Origin of the sequence: Clostridium estertheticum, assembly GCF_018861295.1 — a bacterium.
Lineage (GTDB): Bacteria > Bacillota > Clostridia > Clostridiales > Clostridiaceae > Clostridium_AD > Clostridium_AD estertheticum_D.
The window spans coordinates 130,527-151,457 of record NZ_JAHLDM010000009.1 but is presented as its reverse complement, the minus strand read 5'-3'; the positions used below and the strand labels follow the sequence as shown (position 1 = coordinate 151,457).

Annotated in this window: 18 protein-coding genes; 11 read left to right on the top strand and 7 right to left on the bottom strand. The window is 30.0% G+C overall.

What is annotated here, in order from left to right:
- Positions 1–294 precede the first annotated feature (294 nt).
- Positions 295–1,704 (bottom strand): L,D-transpeptidase family protein, encoded by a 1,410-nt coding sequence (locus KPL54_RS11215; protein ID WP_216106669.1) that lies wholly within the window; start codon positions 1,702–1,704, stop codon positions 295–297.
- Between the two features lie 913 nt (positions 1,705–2,617).
- On the opposite strand from KPL54_RS11215, the gene KPL54_RS11210 reads away from it, so the two are divergent.
- A complete protein-coding gene (locus KPL54_RS11210; RefSeq protein ID WP_216106668.1) occupies positions 2,618–3,958 on the top strand; it encodes an MFS transporter in 1,341 nt (446 codons plus the stop codon).
- 212 nt (positions 3,959–4,170) lie between these two features.
- Positions 4,171–4,527 (top strand): DUF4003 family protein, encoded by a 357-nt coding sequence (locus KPL54_RS11205; RefSeq protein WP_216106667.1) that lies wholly within the window; start codon positions 4,171–4,173, stop codon positions 4,525–4,527.
- 380 nt (positions 4,528–4,907) lie between these two features.
- Here the strand turns inward: KPL54_RS11205 and KPL54_RS11200 are convergent, their stop codons facing one another.
- Together KPL54_RS11200 and KPL54_RS11195 are read right to left on the bottom strand one after the other, a co-directional pair.
- Positions 4,908–6,224, bottom strand: coding sequence for a Na+/H+ antiporter NhaC family protein (locus tag KPL54_RS11200; protein WP_216106666.1), 1,317 nt, complete (start codon positions 6,222–6,224; stop codon positions 4,908–4,910).
- A gap of 226 nt (positions 6,225–6,450) precedes the next feature.
- Complete coding sequence (locus KPL54_RS11195; protein WP_216106665.1) at positions 6,451–7,620, bottom strand: hypothetical protein; 1,170 nt, start codon at positions 7,618–7,620, stop codon at positions 6,451–6,453.
- A gap of 914 nt (positions 7,621–8,534) precedes the next feature.
- Between KPL54_RS11195 and KPL54_RS11185 the strand changes: the two genes are divergently transcribed.
- Positions 8,535–9,377: a nitroreductase family protein gene (locus tag KPL54_RS11185; RefSeq protein ID WP_216106664.1), complete on the top strand. Its 843-nt coding sequence runs from the start codon at positions 8,535–8,537 to the stop codon at positions 9,375–9,377.
- Positions 9,378–9,672: 295 nt separating this feature from the next.
- Here the strand turns inward: KPL54_RS11185 and KPL54_RS11180 are convergent, their stop codons facing one another.
- A complete protein-coding gene (locus tag KPL54_RS11180) occupies positions 9,673–10,638 on the bottom strand; it encodes an NmrA family NAD(P)-binding protein (RefSeq protein ID WP_216106663.1) in 966 nt (321 codons plus the stop codon).
- 194 nt (positions 10,639–10,832) lie between these two features.
- Here KPL54_RS11180 and KPL54_RS11175 point away from each other — a divergent pair, with 194 nt between their 5' ends.
- The 6 genes from KPL54_RS11175 to KPL54_RS11150 all read left to right on the top strand — a co-directional run bounded on the left by KPL54_RS11175 (position 10,833) and on the right by KPL54_RS11150 (position 17,051).
- On the top strand, positions 10,833–11,729 hold the full coding sequence (locus KPL54_RS11175; RefSeq protein ID WP_216106662.1) for a LysR family transcriptional regulator: 897 nt from the start codon (positions 10,833–10,835) through the stop codon (positions 11,727–11,729).
- A 315-nt stretch (positions 11,730–12,044) separates the two neighbouring features.
- Positions 12,045–13,331 carry a sensor histidine kinase gene (locus KPL54_RS11170; protein ID WP_216106661.1) on the top strand — a complete coding sequence of 429 codons (1,287 nt, stop codon included), beginning with the start codon at positions 12,045–12,047 and terminating at the stop codon, positions 13,329–13,331.
- Positions 13,328–14,158, top strand: coding sequence for a DNA-binding domain-containing protein (locus KPL54_RS11165; protein ID WP_216106660.1), 831 nt, complete (start codon positions 13,328–13,330; stop codon positions 14,156–14,158). The genes KPL54_RS11170 and KPL54_RS11165 overlap by 4 nt, the downstream gene beginning before the upstream one ends.
- Before the next feature lie 261 nt (positions 14,159–14,419).
- Positions 14,420–15,121, top strand: coding sequence for an L-serine ammonia-lyase, iron-sulfur-dependent subunit beta (gene sdaAB, locus KPL54_RS11160; protein WP_216106659.1), 702 nt, complete (start codon positions 14,420–14,422; stop codon positions 15,119–15,121).
- Positions 15,102–15,980 carry an L-serine ammonia-lyase, iron-sulfur-dependent, subunit alpha gene (gene sdaAA, locus KPL54_RS11155; RefSeq protein ID WP_216106658.1) on the top strand — a complete coding sequence of 293 codons (879 nt, stop codon included), beginning with the start codon at positions 15,102–15,104 and terminating at the stop codon, positions 15,978–15,980. Before sdaAB ends, sdaAA begins: the two co-directional genes overlap by 20 nt.
- Positions 15,981–16,007: 27 nt before the next feature.
- Positions 16,008–17,051, top strand: a complete 1,044-nt coding sequence (locus KPL54_RS11150) for a PTS sugar transporter subunit IIC (RefSeq protein ID WP_216106657.1) — start codon at positions 16,008–16,010, stop codon at positions 17,049–17,051.
- A 67-nt stretch (positions 17,052–17,118) separates the two neighbouring features.
- Here the strand turns inward: KPL54_RS11150 and KPL54_RS11145 are convergent, their stop codons facing one another.
- A complete protein-coding gene (locus KPL54_RS11145; RefSeq protein ID WP_216106656.1) occupies positions 17,119–17,331 on the bottom strand; it encodes a hypothetical protein in 213 nt (70 codons plus the stop codon).
- A gap of 451 nt (positions 17,332–17,782) precedes the next feature.
- Between KPL54_RS11145 and KPL54_RS11140 the strand changes: the two genes are divergently transcribed.
- Positions 17,783–18,157, top strand: a complete 375-nt coding sequence (locus KPL54_RS11140; RefSeq protein ID WP_216106655.1) for a zinc-ribbon domain-containing protein — start codon at positions 17,783–17,785, stop codon at positions 18,155–18,157.
- Positions 18,158–18,418: 261 nt separating this feature from the next.
- On the opposite strand, the gene KPL54_RS11135 is transcribed toward KPL54_RS11140, so the two are convergent.
- Together KPL54_RS11135 and KPL54_RS11130 are read right to left on the bottom strand one after the other, a co-directional pair.
- Complete coding sequence (locus tag KPL54_RS11135) at positions 18,419–19,201, bottom strand: acyl-CoA thioester hydrolase/BAAT C-terminal domain-containing protein (protein WP_216106654.1); 783 nt, start codon at positions 19,199–19,201, stop codon at positions 18,419–18,421.
- A gap of 29 nt (positions 19,202–19,230) precedes the next feature.
- On the bottom strand, positions 19,231–19,911 hold the full coding sequence (locus KPL54_RS11130; RefSeq protein WP_216106653.1) for a TetR/AcrR family transcriptional regulator: 681 nt from the start codon (positions 19,909–19,911) through the stop codon (positions 19,231–19,233).
- Positions 19,912–20,152: 241 nt separating this feature from the next.
- On the opposite strand from KPL54_RS11130, the gene KPL54_RS11125 reads away from it, so the two are divergent.
- Positions 20,153–20,866 carry a PadR family transcriptional regulator gene (locus KPL54_RS11125; protein ID WP_216106652.1) on the top strand — a complete coding sequence of 238 codons (714 nt, stop codon included), beginning with the start codon at positions 20,153–20,155 and terminating at the stop codon, positions 20,864–20,866.
- The last annotated feature ends 65 nt before the right edge of the window (positions 20,867–20,931 follow it).

Below are 20,931 nucleotides of genomic sequence, written 5' to 3'. Positions count from 1 at the left end.
TAATGTTGGTATAGGATGTATAAGAGCAAACAACAAATGTTTGAGAAGTTCAAATTGGTCAATAAAAAGGAGGTGTATCAAAATGATTTTTCTAATCATTTTGATACACCTTTTTATTGTTTTTTAGGTTTTATTATAAAATATAAATTCGTTCTTTATTTTCTACTTTTTATTCTAAGACATTTATATTTGTATATTTATACACGCATATTGATGTAAGTATAAAGAATATTAGTAAAAGTACTTCGCAAATGTTTTTATAATAAAACAAGATACTACTAGTTGTATTTAAAACTAATAACAAACAACTGGAGTGCCTACCTCTATATTATTAAATATTGTTTTTGCTACCTCATATGGTGAATTTACACACCCATGGGATCCACCGGTCTTATACAACTCTCCCCCAAAATTATTTCGCCAACTTGCATCATGAATTCCTATTCCTTTGTTAAAAGGCATCCAAAACTTCACAGGAGAAGCGTAGTTTTCACCTACAAGAGTTGCATTTGTTTCTTTATAATCGATCTTATAAATTCCACCTGGTGTTCTAGTCTTATCAGATCCAGCCTTACCTGTGACAACATCCCCTTGTGTTATTAGTTTTCCGTTTTTATAAAACCATAAGTGTTGCCCTGTAAGATCTATTTCTACATAGGTATTTCCAATATCATCATTACCCCGAGCTAATGCGGTTTGATAATATGCTGGTTCTTTTTCTATAGACTTCCCTTGCTTTATCATTGAAATTAAATCTTTAGTTTCTTTAACCTTATTAATTGACCAGCCATAACTACCACCACCAATGTTAATTTTCTTCCCTGATGATGAAACAAAATTTCTCGTCTTAGCAACTGTATTATATTTACTAGCAAGTACGTCCATATAGCTTTCAACGTACTTTTCATTAAATGTTATTTCATTATTCTCATCAACTGTAAACCACTTATTTATTGTAGCCCCATCTAAAATCTCCTTATCTTCCCCAAAAGTATATGTAATCTTTGAAGATACATATTTGTTAAGCATGTCCCTTGTAGCAACTACCTTCAGAGATTTAGAAGTATATTTTGGCTTAACATAGTAATTAATTGAATCTAAATCTATTATTGTTTTGCCAGTGCTCACTGCATCTATGGCATAATTATATAAGATGTCTTTATCTCCCTTGTTTCCAATAATTTCATCAACAATTACATAACCCTTCTCTGTATATTTATAGCTAGCATTTTTAGGTTCAACTACTTTACTACTATCAAAACAAGAAAGCCTGCCCAATTTCTCTTTTAATAAATCTTTATCATATTTAACTTTTGCTATCATTTTAGAATCTTTCGTATTAAAAACTGCCCAGATCCATTTATAAGGATTCTGTTTATCTTTAAACACTTTAAAATCAGCATTCGCATCATACTTTAAGCCAATTTCTACTCCTCTAATCTGTTCATTTTTACCGCCACGTTCTTTTATGTTTAGCTTATATGTTTGAATCTCAGATGCCATTTGTTTATTTACATCTTCTACACTTTTACCCGAAACATTAATGCTATTTATTACAGAACCAAAATAAAAATGATTCATGAAATATAACGCCATCCCAAAGTATATAATAAGCAAAATAAATATAGAAATTATAATACCCAAAACAATTTTCTTACGCTTTCTTATTGGTTTTATTGCTGACTCTTCTACTTCAGTTTCCATAACTGCACCCCTCTTCTGCATTTTGCCTTAAGTTCTGCTCTATTTTCACCTGTCATTTTTGTTGCACCTAATTGCTCTTTCATTTTGTGCCTCTTCAAATTAAGCTATAGTCCTAAACACCATATTTAAACAACAATTTTCCCAAAATAGGTTATCATTGTTACTTAAATTATATCACAGTTAGTTGTAGCAACATAGCTTGTTCGTTTCACTTCCAACCTACAACGACTAGTGTGTATTTTTATACCAATAGTAAACATCCAACGATAATATATTTTATAGGCACTTCAGATTTAGCAATTAATGGAGAGTATTATAAAATTATTAAAGGTGATCTAACTCTAGATAAGAATTGGAATAATGGGTATTAAACAATATTTTACTGATGTTATTACTTCAGGTGAAGTTGGTATTGCAAAACATTTTATAGCCTTAAAATGCATACATAATTCCCATATAGGTTTACTTTAATAAGCACACATTCAGATCTTATACAGAAAAAATGGGTAAAGCATGTATTATAATGGGAATAGGAATGATACTGATGATGGTTATTATTAAACTCACATCAAATACTGTATATGATGTGATATGCTTTGGGCTATTCTTTGTATGGGGATTAGCTATGATGTTTACGGCACAGAAAAAAATATAATGGTGGAATTTATTTTTTTAAATAATTAATATACTATTGCATTTATATATATGTATATACTATACTATAACTAGTGTATATATATATGTATATACACTAGTTATATAAATGATTAAATTATATAATATATATTATTATAAGTATTTATGAAGGAAGCTATTATTGTCATAGCTATGTCAGTTATATTATACAAAAGGATAAAAGTTACTAATATGTATGAAATTATAAAAAATCAAAAAAGAAAGTGAGATTAATTAAATGAGTAGTATTTCGAAAAGAATTGAAAGACTGCCAGTTACACCCATGCTTTGGAGAGTGCTGTTTTTAGTAGGTATCGGATGGTTGTTTGATGCCATGGATCAAGGGATGGTCGCCGGTGTGATGGCTTCAATTGGAAAGGTGTGGAAACTTACTCCCACTGATTTAGGTTTATTGGGCAGTGTTTCGGCGATTGGAATGGCTATTGGTGCGGCAGTTGCTGGAATGGTTGCTGATAAATGGGGTAGGAAAACGGTCGTTACGTTTACCCTTGTGTTATATGGATTAGCTAGTATATTATCTGGCATCGCGCCTAACTTTGGCCTATTGTTATTTTTCCGGTTTTTAACGGGATTAGGCTTGGGCGGAGAGTTGCCAGCAGCATCTACTTTGGTTAGTGAATTCTCACCCGCTAAATCACGTGGTAAAATGGTTGTGTTGTTAGAGAGCTTTTGGGCTTGGGGATGGATTGTTGCAGCTTTAATTTCTTACCTCTTGATTCCTATTTATGGCTGGCGTATTGGCTTTTTATTGGGAGGAATACCAGCACTGTATGCAGCCTATCTGAGAAGGAACATTCCGGAATCTCCTCGATTCCTGGAACAAAAAGGGCGCTTCAAAGAGGCAGATGAAATTGTAAGTAAAATGGAGCAACAAGCCGGAGTAAATAATAATAAAGTGGCTGTACCCAGTCAGCTAGAAAATGAGAAAATTGGTAGTTCTAAGCTTTCGGATTTATGGTCTAAAGCCTATTTTAAGCGTACCCTTGTCTTATGGATTTTATGGTTAGGTATTAATTTTGGTTATTATGGGTTTGTTTTATGGACTCCAACTCTCCTTGTCGGCAAAGGTTTCAGCTTAGTAAGGGGTTTCCAATTTACATTAATTATTAGCATTGCTCAGTTACCCGGATATTACAGTGCGGCGTATCTAATAGAAAGGATTGGTCGTAAAGCGGTTTTAGTAAGCTACTTAGCAGGAACTGCAGTGTCCGCATACTTATTTGGTCAAGCAACATCCGCAGCTACTGTGCTTGTTTTTGGATGCCTACTTTACTTTTTCAGTCTAGGAGCTTGGGGTGCGGTCTACGCTTATACGCCAGAAGTTTATCCCACACGTATTAGAGGCACCGGAACCGGTTGGGCAGCTGCAATTGGGCGTATTGGTGCCATCTCCGCTCCTTATATCGTTGGAGTGGTGTATGAGACTAAAGGTAAGCAGGCTGGCTTCACTTATGTGTTTATTATGCTAACTATAGTGTTCGCAGCAGTTGCCGTAGTGGTTGCTTTAGGTGGTATTGAAACTAAAGGTAAAACTCTAGACGAAATCGATGCAGCTTAACAAATTTTAATATCAACCTAGAATTCATTTATACCTCTCGAGTAAATTTCGAGGGGCTTTTTAATAGCCTAAATTAAAGACTGTATCCGAAAATTCAATTTTGTATATCTTTAAATATTTTAGAAAGATTATTTCGAAGAGATGATTTCAAATATAGAGATGTTGTATAATAGTCTTTAAATAAATATTAGATGTAAGGGGGGATATTTTCTATGGATCAATTGGTAAAAGAAAAACTAGATAGGTTGATAAATTTGTTTCAAGGAGTATCTAGCGAGTATAAATGGGAAGGATCTTTAACTAATCATTTTACTGCATTGACTTATACATTAAATAACAGAGAGTTTGATAAAGAAAAGATAAAAGATGTGAGAAAGTATATTAATCAAAATACAGGAATATTTTCCAATTATAGAGGGACTTCTAATATCATTTTATCAGCTTTGTTATTATCTAAATACGAGAGTCCAAAACAGGAATTTGATAGAATACTGGATTATAATAAGAAGATGAGAAAAGCAGGATTTAAGAATAATATGTATTTACCGATAGCGAGTTATGCCCTTTAATGCTTATCTATCATAAATTTATAAGATTCATATCTCCTTTTTTATCTAAAATATATGAAACAAATCCAAACAATTTTCTAAATAATCTTTTATATATTCATCTCTGACATAAACTATTTTCGGTTTACCATTTTACATCAAAAAATTAATAAATATTCCAAGAATATAAACCAAAATATAAAGGAAATAATGAAATAGATTGCGCCTTTTATAGCAACAATCAAGTCGGAATTGATATCTTATGTAAAAATTTCAATATAGTTCTTTTACCTTTATCTAAATCCTTAATGGAATACTATGATTTAGATGAAAGAATAGCTCTTTAATTTCATCTTTTATTATTTTGAATTAATTTTTTATACTCGCATAGGATGAGAGTCTTATTCTTCTAGCTTTAATGCACCTTTAGCTGGAGTTTTAAATTTAGGTATACCAAGTATTATAGCAAATACTGATGAAATGCCTAAAAGATATGGATAACAAAGGTATTTCATTATTAAAAATGGTGAAATTGCTGCAAGACTAGAAGCAACCAAAAGTTGGGCACCATAAGGTATACATCCTTGTACAAAGCAAGCAAAAGTGTCTAAAAGGCTAGCACTTTTTCTCTTATCTACACCATATCTTTCAGATAAGTCCTTAGCTAGTGAACCAACTATAATTATAGAAACAGTGTTATTAGCAGTACATAAATCTACTAAACTAACTAATATACCAATGCCAAATTCAGCACCTTTCTCGGAGTGAATTCTCTTTTGTATTGTATTTAATAAAAAATCTATACCACCGTTGAATTTTATTAATTCACCTATGCCACCAATTAGTATGGATATTATACATATGTCCTCCATACCTGCGATACCTTTTGCACAAAGTTGAAGTACCATAAATATATTAAATGAACCGTAAATAAGACCTATTATAGTTGCTAATATGATACCTCCAACTAATACTAAGACTACGTTAAATCCTGTTAAAGCTACTACCAGTACAGCTATGTAAGGTAATATTTTAACTAATTGGTAGTTATAACTTCCTGAATGATTGATTTGCATACCACCAGTTAAAAATGCATATATAAGTAATGTTATAATAGCTGCAGGAAGTACTATTTTAAAATTCGCTTTGAATTTATCTACCATTTCACAATCTTGAGTTTTAGTAGCAGCTACAGTAGAATTCGATATCATAGATAATCCATCACCAAACATAGCACCACTGACTACAGCCGCAATTAAAATCCCTATAGGTAACCCTGTTTTTTGTGCAATCTCAACTGCAATAGGTCCTAAAGTTACTATTGTTCCAACGGAAGTTCCAAGTGACATAGATATAAAAGAACCAATTATAAATATACCAGCTACTATAAAATTAGGTGGGAAAATAGCTAGTCCTAAATTTACAGTAGAATCTACAGCTCCCATAGATTTGCTGACTTCAGCAAAAGCACCTGCTAAAATAAAAATTAAACACATAAGTATGATACTTGGGTCTCCACCACCTCTACAAAATCTTTCAACTTTTAATTCTATAGGTATTTTTTTGTTTTGAAGTATGGCTATGGTAGATGCAATTATTAAAGCTACAACTACAGGCATTTTATAAAAGTCCTTCATTATAATTGAAACACCAAGAAATAGAACCATAAATATCCCTAATGGTAACAATGCAATGGCACTACCTTTTTTTTCATCCATTATTTTAAATACCCCCCTCTTATATAAGTTTCACTACAATCGATATTAGCATTTTATACACATTATATCTCATTTAACTTATTAAAGGGATTAATTATTAATAGATTTGAATGGCCATATGTTGTGTATGAAAAAAGTAGTTAAGATTTAATCTTAGCTACTTTTAATATTTGTGTTATATAAAATAAACTTGTAGATAGTACCTAATGTTAATGCGGCAGATTCACTAATTTGCTTTTCCACTTTTTACTGTAGTTAAACCACTTGCACCATCCCATTTATACCATGTTAATATTTTAGAACACGTTGCATCGCTAGAATCTGGATCCTTAGGATCCCTTTCTAAAGAAGAGAGTTCTAGTAATCCATCTCCATCAATATCTTTAATTTTAGAAGGATAAATTGAATATATATTATCTATTGCTGGAGTAAGTTCTCCAGCTTTAATTATATAAAGAGACTGCGATCCGCTGTGCATACCCATAATGCCTGATACAAAGACTCCATTTATATCATCTTTAGCTTTTGAAATATTTATACTCATACAACGTTCTGCATTAGTTTGCACTGTACTAAAAAGACTATATTCTCCATTAGTATATTTAAATAATTGTATATTACTCGGAATATATTTCTCAGAAGAATAATTTCTTTCAAATACTGCAACTTCAAGAGTTCCATCATTATCTATATCACCGACACTATAATAGTTAGTTATATCTTCTTCATTCAAATTTGTTTTTTTTACAAGTTCTGAATCTGCATATTTGCTTAGAGCATTAATATACCCCGTATTATTTACAATATTTATACCATACTTAACACATGTAGCATAAGCCTCTGCAGCTTCCTTATATTTTTTATCAGCAATCAGTGTAGCTGCTTTATCACTTTTAACCTCAAGGTATGATTTCTTGAAAATATCATCATTTAATATACCTTTAGCTAAAAGTAATGCATTTTCCGCTTTAACATTGTTTATTTTTGACTCACTTTGTATTAAATCTATAAATGCTATAGAACTTTCATCATTTACTTTATACTTTATTGAGCCCATTAACAGTGCTGCCTTATCTTCAAAATCTGTACTCTCAATAGCTTTACCATTAAAGTTTGTTATTGTAATATTATCTATTAAGCTTTTCGCAACGGTTAGTCCAGTAGAATTACTAATCCATGTTCCCTTACTTGTTTGGATATAAATATCACCTTCACTATTTACTAAAGCCTCACTTATAGCACTTGCATTTTTAGAATCATTAGCATATTGTAATTCATAAACCGAAGATCCTATTAGTATAGAAAACTCGGGTACTGTAAAATTCACAGCTAAAGCTGGTATACTTAATTGCGCTACTATTAAACTCATTGCTAAAATCTTCTTAATATTGTTCATATTATTATGTCCCCCTTTAAACTCAATCAAAAATAAGCATATACTTATACCTAATTTAGCATTTAATACTATATTTGTATATATTAACACTCTTATATTAACATCAAATAAAAGTTATCTTTCTTTACTATTCAATTAAATTTTATTTACAAATATGAGAACTTTCCAACTCTGATGAAGGTTTAGAACCAATTAAAGTATAGCATATAAGGTTTAGGATGTATTTAAAATTAAACATTGTTATGTTAAAATATTTGAAATTTGTATTAATATTCTATATATTTGAACAAGAACATACTTATAGTAAAAATTGAAGCAAAGTTTACTTAAAAGGCAACTATTATTATTATTAAATGCTTATAAAATTAGCTCTTTAATAATAGGGCTTTTATTATTAACGTTAAGTTTTTTATCGTATGCTGAGGTATTTTCTTTTAATTATACACCTTCATGTTTTTTATTAATAATTTTATTAAAATCCATAATGAGAATGTTTATTCAATTTAAATATACTAAAAAATCTACAACGTAATGGATGTTTAAAATATTAATATATTCTTTTAGATTTTGATGAATTTAGCAAAGTGGCAATATCAGAGGAAGAAAAACTAGAGACAATTGCAGATAGAATATTATTTGAAAATTTAGATGCTTTTAAAGAATTAGCTAAATGAATTAATAGATTTAGGATTAGGTATAGCCAAAGGAGAATTCTAACAGAAGAATATATACGAGTGGATAAAAAAACATAAAAGTGTATGCTAACATCTTTTTGTAAATCTAAATTTATTTTTATTGACAATGCATTTTTAATTGTATACAATGTAATTGAACTCAATTAATACATCGCATTATTAGAAAGGATTATAGGTTGCCTTTAATAACCTAAATATATTTTACAAGAGGTATAATAAATGAATGTTGATTTTTCAATTGAAGATGTAGTAAAAAAAAGATACAGTGTAAGAAACTATAAGGGAATAGAAATTGAACCGGCTAAAAGAAAAGCTATTGAATCTTTTATTGATTCTTTGAATAATCCATTTGGAATTAAAGTCAGGTTTCACTATCTTGATGACAAGGACATAAAAAACAAAGAAAAACTTGGAACCTACGGCGTTATTAAAGGTGCAAAGCAATACATCGGGACAACTATTAAATTAGAACCAATGGCACTCGAAGCATTGGGATATGAATTGGAAGCAGTAGTTCTTTATTTAGAACATCTTGGTCTTGGAACTTGCTGGCTCGGAGGAACCTTCGATCGTGAAGGCTTTGCAGATGCTATGAAGATTAATGAGGGAGAATTATTCCCAATCATAACACCTTATGGATACGCCGCCGCCACTAAGCATGAAAAAGAGATAGAAATGAGAACAATGATTCAAGCAGATAAGCGTAAAGAATGGGATCAATTATTTTATAAAAATGATTTTAAGTCTCCTCTTACGAGTGAAGAAGCCGATGGTCTTGCCTTTCCACTAGAAATGGTTCGATTAGCACCATCAGCATCAAATAAACAGCCATGGAGAATACTTCTTAAAGATGGTGACTTCCATTTTTATGAATATAAAGAACCTGGATATAGCGATAGATTCCCCTACGATATCCAAAGAGTAGATATGGGGATTGCCGCAGCACACTTTGATTTTTCACTTAAAGAAAAAGGTATTAAAGGTCATTTTAATACGGCATCTAAGCCGGATCTAGAGTTGCCTTTGAATATGGAGTATGTTTTTTCTTGGATAATGGAATAAAAAGTGAATTTTAGCCCTAAATATAGGAGAAAAACCACTCTTAATTAAAAATAACATATTTATTTATATGTTAGAACCCCCGTTGGTCGTGAACAAGTTGTAAACATAATTTGTTTTGCTACCCGACTTGCTTGAAATGCCAAGGACTTAACATAAGCATCCTATAAAGCTTAGTCCGCTATGATATTTTCTAGATTTACGTTACAAAAAAATGATAATGGTGGTCTAAACAATAAAACATGTGGAAATATAACACTAGCTATATTTCCACATGTTACGGGACCATTTATATCTATTATTGAACTTTACCTAAATCCCAATAAGTAGTTATTTTTTCTTTCCATACAAAACTATACTTTTCTAATAAATCTTTAGGATCTACCGGCTTTCTGCCAGTTAATTTTTCAACAGTATCCGTTTCATCTGCCATTAAACCATCTCTAATACCTGATTCATTTGTTACCATATCATTAGTACACCATGGTACAGGTGATTTTGAATAATTTCCATGTGAAGTACGAGGAATATATATTGAATCTAAATAATCATAATATTCTTCTTCATTTAGCGTTATATATTCATAATCAATACCAGACAATTTACTAATCATATCACAAATTTCATGTTGACTAACTAATTTACCTGTCACATCATAGTCTTTATTATGTTCTCCCTTACCTAATAGCAATGCAGCAGCAACACGACCACTATCATCTTTTGCAATAAATGTTGCCTTTCCTTCTCCTGCTGTAGTAACCCATCTATTATTATCTAAATTAGCCATCATAACAGAATTAAGTAAGTAATTTTCTAAGTAAAGATTGTTTCTCATAATATTATAATCTACACCAGATTCAATTAAATATTTTTCAGTTGCTGTATGATCTGGCAATACGTATTGTTTGTATTCTGGACGGTTAGCACCAAAAAATGAAGTATATGTAATATGTTTTACGCCAGCTGCAATAGCAGCATCAATTACATTTTTATGTTGCTCTACACGTTCTTGTCCTATTATTACACCAGATACCATATAAATACGATCTCCACCTTTGAAGGCCTCTATCATTTGCTCCTTGTTGTCATAATTTGCTTCTCTAATTGTGACACCTTTTTCTTCCCAAAGATCTAAACGTTCTTTTCTTAAACGGCTTTTATCTGGGCATGTAAAAATCAATTGATCTCCAGATACCTCTTTCAACATATTTGAAGCTACTCTTCCTCCTAGTTGTCCATCTGATCCTGTAACAATATAACGCATATTTTTTCCCTCCATTTGTTTTTAATTAAAGGTATTAATCGAATAAATAATGTAATAAGCCGTTGGCTAAACTCAAACATTTACATCAAGTAATATCTTATTTGTTAATATCTTAACATTTTTTTTATTGGAACAGAAATCGAAATATGTTATTATTAATAGAAAACTTCTATAAGTGAAGGCGGTAAATTAATATGCACATTAAACAACTTGAATGTTTCGTTAATCTAGCTGAAACCCTCAGCTTTTCTAGAACTGCGGAACTTTTATATATCACTCAGCCTACTGTTACTAATCAAATTAATACTCTAGAAGATGAACTCAGATTAAAATTATTAATTAGAACAAAGAGAAAAGTAGAACTTACTCCAGCCGGAGTTTCCTTCTATAATGATATGAAAGATATTCTAACAAGAACAAATACTGCAATAGCAAAGGCACGACACTGCTCTTTGGAATTCGAATCTAATATCTCAATTAGTTATGATGGGAATGCAGAGGTAAAATACCTTCCAAACATATTAAGTATATTTAAAGAAAAATTTCCACATGTGCATATGTATTTAAAAATATCTGATTTTAAAGAGAAAAGAAATTTATTTACCAATTATAATTTTGATTTAAATTTCACTGTAAAAGAAAGTATTCAAGATTTATCAGATGTTGATTATGAAGAGCTTTTTACCGGAAGATTTGTCTGCGTCTTACCTAAAGACCATCCACTAACTCACAAAGCTATCATTAAAATAGATGACCTTCAAAATCAATCCCTTATTCTCTTAGACCCTCTGAAATGTCCCTCCGAAATGGCACGTGTACAAAAGGATATACAGGAGAAGTGTCCAACTTCCATGGTTTATTTTGGTGATGGTCCACTCATCGGCTATACTATGATTAAGGGCAACCTTGGCATAGCAGTAATGCCGGACTTTGTATGCACCGAAGACCCTGAGCTTTCCATTATTCCTATGGATATAAGTGATTTAATTTCCTATGGAATTGCATGGCATAAAAACAATGTACGCGATGAAATAAAAGGGTTCATTACAATTACAAAACAAATGTATAAAATTCATAAAGTAAACAAATAATTTGAAGGCAAGAACTTTATTTAATAGATAATGTTATAATAAAGAATGCGGACATATTAAAGAAAAATTGGCTATGGCAGTTATAATTATAGTAGCTATTATTATGATAATAGTAGCCGCTATGGGTAAAATTTCTGTTTGAAAATAATAAAAAACTTCAGGGGAGCATAAATTTCCTTCTGAAGTTTTAATATTGTAGCAATTTATGTGATAAATAGCTACACAGGTTATATAATAAGTTTAAAATATGAAGTTTTGAGGAGCAAAATATTATGAAAAATAAGATAAGTCTAGTTTTAAGAAGTATTTAATAAAATGAAAAAAATAAAATATATTTTTACTATTGCTATAGGGGTTGCCTTGGCGTCTCAAGTTAATATAAATTTTTTTATGCCAGGATTTATAGTAGCCCTTTCTGTTGTTATATTACCTGTTTTTCTTTATTTTTATAAACAATTTAATCCTATAGAAATTCTTTTTGTAACTGGGATCATTTATCCACTTTATAGGGGAATATTCTTATATTTAGATACTAACAATCTTCACACTACTATTGGGTTTATAGGGGCAAATGTTTTGTTTTATTTTTCATATGGTATATTATTTTATTTATTGTATTGGAAAAAGAAAAAGAAAGGCATTACGGACTTATTCTTTTGTGCATTTTTATGTGATTTGTTTTCAAATATTATAGAAATAAGTACAATGATGCATTTTAGAGGATACAGTTATATAATGTTTCAAGATCTAGCAATTATAGCCTTTGTAAGAGCAATAATTGCAGTATGTATAATATTACTCTTAAAATATTATAAGTCTTTACTAATAAAGGAAGAACACGAAGAAAGATATAGAAAATTAATTTTAATGACTTCAAGTATGAAAAGTGAAATATATTTTATGAACAAAAATAATTCAGATATTGAAGATGTTATGAAAAAAGCATATCTACTTTACAAAACAATATCGCAGCAAAAGTATCCTTCTGAACTAAAAAACCTTTCTCTTGATATAGCAAAAGACGTGCATGAAATAAAAAAAGATTATATAAGTGTTATAAAAGGTTTAGAAGAAATGGTTGGTGAAAAAACGGATAAGGTTAAAATGGATATTAAAGATATAGTAAATATTATTGGAATGGATGTAAGGGAATATATAAAAAGAAATAATTCTAATGTAAGCTTAGAATTTGAAATAAAGAATAATTTTAATGTAGTTGAGCATTTTTATCTGGTTTGCATATTACGAAACCTTATTTATAATAGTATAGAGTCTATGGATAAAATAGAGGCTATGGATAAGCCCAAAAATGGATATGTTAAAATTTTAATTAGGAAAAGCCAAGAAGAGTGTATTTTTGTTGTATCTGATAATGGTAAAGGCATAAAAGAAAAAGATATCGAATATATATTCAATCCTGGATTCTCAACTAAATTTAACAGAGAAACTGGTGACATTTGTAGGGGTATAGGGCTTGCCCATGTAAAAGGTATTGTTAATGATATTTTTTCGGGTACTATAGAGGTTCATTCCATTACCGGAAAAGGAACTGAATTTGTTATAAAAATAAAACAAGATAAAATGGAAGGAGTATCTGTATGAGATACTATATAGTTGATGATGATATAAGTATAGTAAGAATACTTACCAATATAATAGAAGAAAATAATTCATTTGAAGTTATAGGTAGTTCTAGCAATGGAGAAACAGCCTTTAATCAAATACTTTTATTAAACCCTGATATTGTGCTTGTAGATCTTCTTATGCCTAAAATGGATGGGAATACTCTTGTACGTGAGCTTAAAAATTTAAGACCAGATATTAGTTTTATCATGATATCTCAAGTTTTAGATAAGACACTTGTTGAAGATTCATACAAATCAGGCATAGAGTTTTTTATAAAGAAACCCATAAATAAAATTGAAGTAGAAAAAGTTACATCAAAAGTTGCAGAAAAAATTGAAATGCGAATGATGTTGTCTAATATTAAAGAAATGTTAAAAAGTTCTGTACAGCCAGATAAGGATATAAATAGTAACATAAAGGAAATAAAACAAATTTTAAGTATACTTGGAATGCTTGGTGAAAAGGGAACAACCGATATAATCAAAATATGTACTTACCTTATTGAAAACAAAAAATCTTTTTCTGAGTGTAATTTAGAAAAACTGTTTAGTTGTTTTGGAGAGAATCCTGAAATTATAAAACAAAGGATTAGAAGATCGATTAAAGGTGGACTAGAGAATATTGCAAACTTAGGGATTGAAGATACAATGAATGAAACCTTTTGTACTTATTCAAATGTTCTTTTTAATTTTTCAAGTGTTAAAGCTGAAATGGATCATATTAAAGGAATAAAAAAATCGGGTGGAAAAATATCCGTAAACAAATTTTTTGAGGGAATTTTACTTAATTGTGAAATGGACTAAAAATTTTAGCGTTTCCCAGACATCTAAGGATCTAAATATTAAAAATATTTAGATCCTTAGATATTTTTTTTGATGTTAACTGAGTATTTTTGAAATGTTGCTTCTATAATAAAAGCGTGGGAGTGAGGTTCATTAACATTATGATCTTAAAATAATGTAAAAGAAAACGGTTACTCATTTAATTTAGCAAGTAAGCTTCAAAAGAATAACAAGTTTAAATATGTAAATTGTATTACATTGCGGAAAGGAGAAATACTTAACATGAAAAATTTTGGTGTCTTTGATATTCTAGGTCCTATAATGGTCGGTCCATCATCTTCTCATACAGCGGGTGCTGCTAGACTTGGTAAAATAGCAAAAACTATTGTTGGTACTGATATTAAAGAGGTTACATTCTTACTTCACGGATCTTTTGGTAAAACTTACAAAGGCCATGGAACTGATAGAGCACTAGTTGCTGGCATACTTGGAATGGAACCAAGTGATGATGATCTTAGAAATTCTATTTCAATTGCTGAAAGTAAAGGCTTAAAAATAAAATTTATTGAGTATGATCTTGGACAAGTACATCCAAATACAGTTAAATTTTTAATAACAGATGTTAATAATAATTATTTTGAAATAATGGGTTCGTCTATTGGTGGCGGCAATGTAGAAATAAATGAAATAAATGGAAATAGCGTTATTATAACTGGAGAATACCCTACTATTATCACTTGTCATGATGATATTCAAGGAACAGTAGCAAAAGTCTCAGACCTTATTTATGAGGATAAAATTAATATCGCTTTTTTAAAACTTGTCAGAGGCGAAAAAGGAAAATCTGCAACTATGACTTTTGAAGTAGATAGTACTATTCCCGATTCTTTAGTAAAAGATATAAAAAAAATTACTGGAATAAACAAAGTAATAGTTATTAATCCAGAAACAAGGAGAAAACATAATGATAGCAAAGTCAGCTAGTGAACTTATCGAAATATGTAAAACAGAAAATATAAAATTAAGTGAATATGCAATAAATCTTGAAATGAAGCAAAAGGATAGCACGCGAGAAGAATTATTTCTGCATATGAAAGAAACTCTTGATGTAATGAGACAAGGTGCTCTTTCTGGAAGAGAAAAAGAAGTTTATTCATTAAGCGGTCTTATAGGTGGAGATGCTTATAAACTGCAAAAATATTTAGAATCTGGTAAATCACTTTTAGGAGACACTGCTGTAAAGGCGATGGCTATGGCGTTATCTTCTTCAGAAGTTAATGGTTCTATGGGTAGAATAGTAGCATGTCCAACAGCTGGATCCTGTGGGATACTTCCAGCCGTAATATTAACTGCTGGTGAAAAGCTTGGAAAAAGTACAAATGAAATGATTGAAGGATTATTTGCCGCTTCTGCAGTTGGTATGATTATTGGAATGAATGCAACTTTTGCAGGTGCAGAAGGTGGTTGTCAGTCAGAGTGTGGATCGGCCGCTGCCATGGCCTCAGCTGCAGTTGTTGAAATGATGGGAGGAACACCAGAGATGAGCTTAAATGCTGGTGCAATCGTATTTAAAAATGTATTAGGACTTGTTTGTGATCCAGTTGCAGGGCTAGTTGAAATTCCTTGTGCAAAAAGGAATGTAGCTGGTGCAATTAGTGCACTTTCTACCGCGGATTTAGTTATGGCTGGTGTTTCTTCAAAAATACCATTTGATGATACATTATCTGCAATGTATAAAATAGGCATAGAATTACCAGCTTCCTTAAGAGAAACAGCTCTTGGTGGCCTTGCTATTACTAAAACAGGTCTAGCACTTAAAGATAAGGTGTTTTCAAAAAAATAAATTTGAAATTATAAGGAGGGAAAATTAATGAATATTTTAATAGGAACTGGTCTTTTATTATTAGTATTAGCTTTATTTACACTTTTTAGTTACAAAGCACCTCACGGAATGAAAGCGATGGGTGCACTAGCAAGTGCTGCTTGTGCAAGCTTTTTAGTTGAAGCTTTTCACTCTGCATTTTTTGGTGATGTATTAAACATAGGATTTTTAAAACAAGTTGGTTTATCTAATGGTAGTTTAGGAGGAGTAGCCGCTGCAATACTTGTACCTCTAGCTCTTGGTGTTTCACCAATATATGCAGTATTGCTTGGGCTATCTTGTTCTGGTCTTGGTATCATACCCGGATTTATAGCTGGATACTTTATGTCATTTATAGTTAAATATCTAGAAAAGAAATTACCAGGTGGCTTAGATTTAATAGTTATAATTGTTTTTGCAGCTCCATTAACTAGATTTATAGGAAACTGTATGACCCCTATAGTAAATTCGACACTATTAAATATTGGTGGAATTTTAACTTCCGCGTCAAGTTCTAGCCCAATAATAATGGGTATAGTACTTGGAGGAACAATAACCGTTGTTGCCACTGCACCTCTTAGTTCAATGGCTTTAACCGCAATGCTTGGGCTTACCGGTGCCCCTATGGCTATAGGCGCATTATCAGTATTTGGTTCATCATTTATGAATTTCGTATTATTTTCAAGAATGAAATTTGGAAGTAAAAAAGATACAATTTCAGTCGCTATAGAACCTCTAACACAAGCTGATATAACCTCAGCAAATCCCATACCAATTTATGTAACTAATTTTATAGGTGGTTCTTTATGTGGAGTAATAATTGCATTAATGGGACTTGTAAATAATTCTCCAGGAACAGCAACCCCTATAGCAGGGTTCGCAGTAATGTTTGCATATAACCCAGCTTCTAAAGTGTTAATAACAGCCTTGGGTTGTATTATAGTTAGTATTTTTAGTGGTTACATAGGGTCTATTATGTTTAAAAATTATAAAATACATACTGCTGCAGAAATTCGTGGAGAGATTACCCCCAATTTAGAAGAAGTATCATAAATATATGCTTTTTTAAAAATAAGGAAAGGCTGAGCTTACTTTTACGTAAAACTCAGCCTTTTCTTAATCATTGTAACAATGAACACTCGAATGGCAAATTTTTAATAAATAATATTTGTTCCTTTTTTAGATTATCCTCTGCATATTTATAATATAAATACAATTGTCGTTCTTTAACTGATGAAGGCATCCAAGTCTCAGAAATCTCTTCAAACCACATATCTAACTGCGCTATCTCTTTTCCAGCTGTTTTTGCCGTATTTTTAATTTTAAAAGACACCTTTAAACTTTCATTGTAATACATTGTTTTTTTATACAAATTAATGTCTGAATATTAAAAGCTTGTATAACTAAGACCATACCCAAAAGGAAATAGTGGCAATTGATTTAGATTTTGTTTTTATTAAAGCATTGGTTTATATGTGTTGTTAAGCACACAGTTAAATTTAACTGAGCAATTACGCTTTTGAATGGATACTTTTGATTCAAAAAAAACATCTTCTTATATTGTATGTTACTTATTTTACGTGGAACATAATGGTATAATTACTTTAAAAGCATTTTTTAATTCTATGAAATAATAATCGGAAGTGCTAATATAATGGATATAATATAAAATTAAATTTAGGTGGAATAATTTAAAAACTATTTCTAAAAGGGTAGTAGAATAATTATGTTTTTCTATGCTATATAAAAAAAACAAATTAAATAACGAAAAGTGGAGGTTTAAAATGATTATATGCAAAAATTGTGGTAATGAAGTAGATGAAAATGAACCTTATTGTCATTATTGTAGTCATGATATATATGAGAGTTTAGAGGATTATCAAATTTCTTCAATTAATAATATTCAAAAGTTAAATACTAAGAAAAGGCGCCTTACTACTCTATTGGTAGCAGGCACCATAATAACATGTTTTTGTATACCAATATTAATGAGCCATAAATTAAATCATAATGTTGCTCTTCTTAAGCAATCATCTAATAAAAAATATAACAATGTAGCACAAATACATTATAATAATAAAATCAACAAAAAAGTTAATCAGCAAGTAGAAACATCTAAAGTGCTTCTTATAAGAAAACACAACAAGAAACAGCTATAACTAATCAATATAGTATTAAATATGTAAAACTAACAACTAAATAAGGTGTTGTAACAAATTACTAACTTTTAAGAGCTAGTAATTTTTTATTAAGCATTTAGTGAAATTTAACTGAGCAATTACGCTTTTGAATGGATACTTTTAATTCAATATAACATCTTATTATATTGCATGTCCCATTCTAATTGTATGTGATACTTTAAGAAGTTACAATATAGGCCTATTCCAAAATAAAATAGCTCTTCAAAGTCGGCTTAAATACTAAGCTAAGAAGGTTGCATTTATCTTTAAAAAGTTAATTATTTCATTAACTGATTGTTTATAGTTTAAAAAGTAATGTCCCTCTAATTCTAAAACAATATGATTTATATTTTCTTTGTTATTACTATTTTTAACTAGTATATTACTCATCCTTTTACTTGGCCAATAATTGTCATTTTCAGCTGAAAGCAATAATATTTTTCCTTTATAGTTGTTAGTATTGATTAATGCATCTTTATTTAAATTATTTTCTATAGACATTTCATAACATTTACAATAATTCTTTTTTTCTGCTTCTTTCATAACATTTTCATCTAAATAAAATTTAATATATGGTAAATCATAATTATTAAATGACCATGAAGATTTAGGAGATTTCATGTTAGAAGGAGTAACTGGCAAACCCTGAAATACATAGCAACTAGGGACACAAGCAATAGTAATTGCTGATTCCATGTAATTAGATAATAGTAAGGCAGCTTCTCCTCCTTTAGATTGACCAATAAGAACTACTTGATTATCAGCTATTTTATGCTTTTCTTTTACAAAACTAATAGTATTTACAAAGTATTCCATTGAAATACTTTCTAAAGTCTTAGGGAGATCCCCAACGCCAAAATATGCTAGTAGTAAAACATTATAATTTTGCTTTAAATAATCCAATAAGTCTTCACTTAAGGGCGATGGAAGTCCAGATCTACTACCCCCTAAAATAACAACTAGGGGCTTGCCCTCATTTTCATAAAAATCACCATAAGTTTCCTTTGTCCTATATTCTTGCATTATAATTACCTCCATAAATTTAAATTCTTCTATTTCAGAAGTTCTTCATAATCTGATATGAGCACCTCATTGATATATTTATTTACCTCGTTATCTGTGAAATCAATATTCAATGCTCTAAGGTGATAAGTACACAAAGAAAAAATCATATCTTTCAAATTACTTGTAAGCCTTTCATCAATCCAGTAGGTTATAACACCAAATATGCTATTAGTAAGTAAAATCGAAGTCACGTTGATATCATTGATACCGAATGAGTGGACTTCATTTAAATGTTCCAATATGCCTTTTAAATAACTATTTGTCTTATCTAATGTCTCCCAACGTTTCCTTTCTAATGATTCATTAATTGCCATAGATTTTACAAATAGTAACTTTGACAACTCTTTATTGCTTACATATGTGCAAATTGCACAGGTCATTGCTAGAGTGAATTTTTTAGTAACACTATCATTTTCACCCATAGAAACATCAGAAGCGATTTTCAGACTCATATCGGAAATTTCATCGTAGATCTGTTCTAATACTTCTTCCTTATTATTAAAGTACGAATAAAAAGTACCTACTGCTACAGATGCTTCATCAGTAATATCTTTTATTGAAGAATCAATGTATCCTTTCTGTGAAAAGACCTTTGTAGCTGCTTCAATAATAATCTTTCTTTTTAAGTCCTTTTTATTTTCTGGTTTAGTAAAATTAGTACCCTTCATAATACCTCCTATTTCAATATAATGAATTTGAATTCATATTCATTATATGTGTATTGATACTAAAAATCAATATGTTTTAAAAAAAAACAGAATACATAATTGGTATATTAACTCATTTTCATAATGAGTTGAAAAATAATTATAATATTGACAATATACAACGTTTAGTATACTGTAATATTAAAGGTTACTTATGTAATTTTAATATCACAAAAATTCATATACTATATGAGGAGTAGACATGGTTAAAATACTAATTTTATTTTATTTAAACATTAAAGATACACATGGATATGAAATTCAAAAGTTTATACAAGCAAGTGGTTTTGATAACTGGACTAACATTAAAGCTGGTTCTATATATTATGCTTTAAGCAAGATGGAAAAAGCTGGCGAGATAGAGCTAGTAAGAGAAGAGACAAGAGGCTCAAGAATAAGAAGAATTTACAGAATTACAGATTTAGGAAAAAACGAGCTTAAGAAAGCTATTGAAAAAGAGCTAGATAAACCACTAGTTCCTTTGAATATAGACAAATTTATTCTACCAAGCACATTTAATAAACTAGATAAGGATGTAGCTATTAAGATAATTGAAGCACATATGAAAGAGCTTAATAAAACTTTAGAATATTGGAATTACTGGAGAAATATAAAAATCAATGGTGACAGTCCACTAGTTGAGAAAATTTCCTTCGATATGACAATATGTAACTATGAATATGAGCTCAAATGGTGTAAAGCCTTAATTGAAGAATTTGATTTATATTATAAATTGAGTGAAAAAAATGAAGTTATGATCAAGAATTTTCACTTTAGTGAAATGGAAGATAAGGATAAAAAAAATATTGATATCAATAAAGCAAGTGTAAATCAATTAAAGGATATCATATTAAATAATTCATATGATGCAAAAGACGCTTTAGAAAAACTAATAACTGTTATTGGAAATAAGTAGTAAAATATATTTAATTTTAAAAATAAAATAAAAATTTATTTAGCAATGATAATTCATTGCTAAAT

Coding starts and splice junctions, on each gene's coding strand:
- KPL54_RS11215 (WP_216106669.1), bottom strand. CDS start 1,704: ATGGAAACTGAAGTAGAAGAGTCAGCAATAAAACCAATAAGAAAGCGT.
- KPL54_RS11210 (WP_216106668.1), top strand. CDS start 2,618: ATGAGTAGTATTTCGAAAAGAATTGAAAGACTGCCAGTTACACCCATG.
- KPL54_RS11205 (WP_216106667.1), top strand. CDS start 4,171: ATGGATCAATTGGTAAAAGAAAAACTAGATAGGTTGATAAATTTGTTT.
- KPL54_RS11200 (WP_216106666.1), bottom strand. CDS start 6,224: ATGGATGAAAAAAAAGGTAGTGCCATTGCATTGTTACCATTAGGGATA.
- KPL54_RS11195 (WP_216106665.1), bottom strand. CDS start 7,620: ATGAACAATATTAAGAAGATTTTAGCAATGAGTTTAATAGTAGCGCAA.
- KPL54_RS11185 (WP_216106664.1), top strand. CDS start 8,535: ATGAATGTTGATTTTTCAATTGAAGATGTAGTAAAAAAAAGATACAGT.
- KPL54_RS11180 (WP_216106663.1), bottom strand. CDS start 10,638: ATGCGTTATATTGTTACAGGATCAGATGGACAACTAGGAGGAAGAGTA.
- KPL54_RS11175 (WP_216106662.1), top strand. CDS start 10,833: ATGCACATTAAACAACTTGAATGTTTCGTTAATCTAGCTGAAACCCTC.
- KPL54_RS11170 (WP_216106661.1), top strand. CDS start 12,045: ATGAAAAAAATAAAATATATTTTTACTATTGCTATAGGGGTTGCCTTG.
- KPL54_RS11165 (WP_216106660.1), top strand. CDS start 13,328: ATGAGATACTATATAGTTGATGATGATATAAGTATAGTAAGAATACTT.
- sdaAB (WP_216106659.1), top strand. CDS start 14,420: ATGAAAAATTTTGGTGTCTTTGATATTCTAGGTCCTATAATGGTCGGT.
- sdaAA (WP_216106658.1), top strand. CDS start 15,102: ATGATAGCAAAGTCAGCTAGTGAACTTATCGAAATATGTAAAACAGAA.
- KPL54_RS11150 (WP_216106657.1), top strand. CDS start 16,008: ATGAATATTTTAATAGGAACTGGTCTTTTATTATTAGTATTAGCTTTA.
- KPL54_RS11140 (WP_216106655.1), top strand. CDS start 17,783: ATGATTATATGCAAAAATTGTGGTAATGAAGTAGATGAAAATGAACCT.
- KPL54_RS11135 (WP_216106654.1), bottom strand. CDS start 19,201: ATGCAAGAATATAGGACAAAGGAAACTTATGGTGATTTTTATGAAAAT.
- KPL54_RS11130 (WP_216106653.1), bottom strand. CDS start 19,911: ATGAAGGGTACTAATTTTACTAAACCAGAAAATAAAAAGGACTTAAAA.
- KPL54_RS11125 (WP_216106652.1), top strand. CDS start 20,153: ATGGTTAAAATACTAATTTTATTTTATTTAAACATTAAAGATACACAT.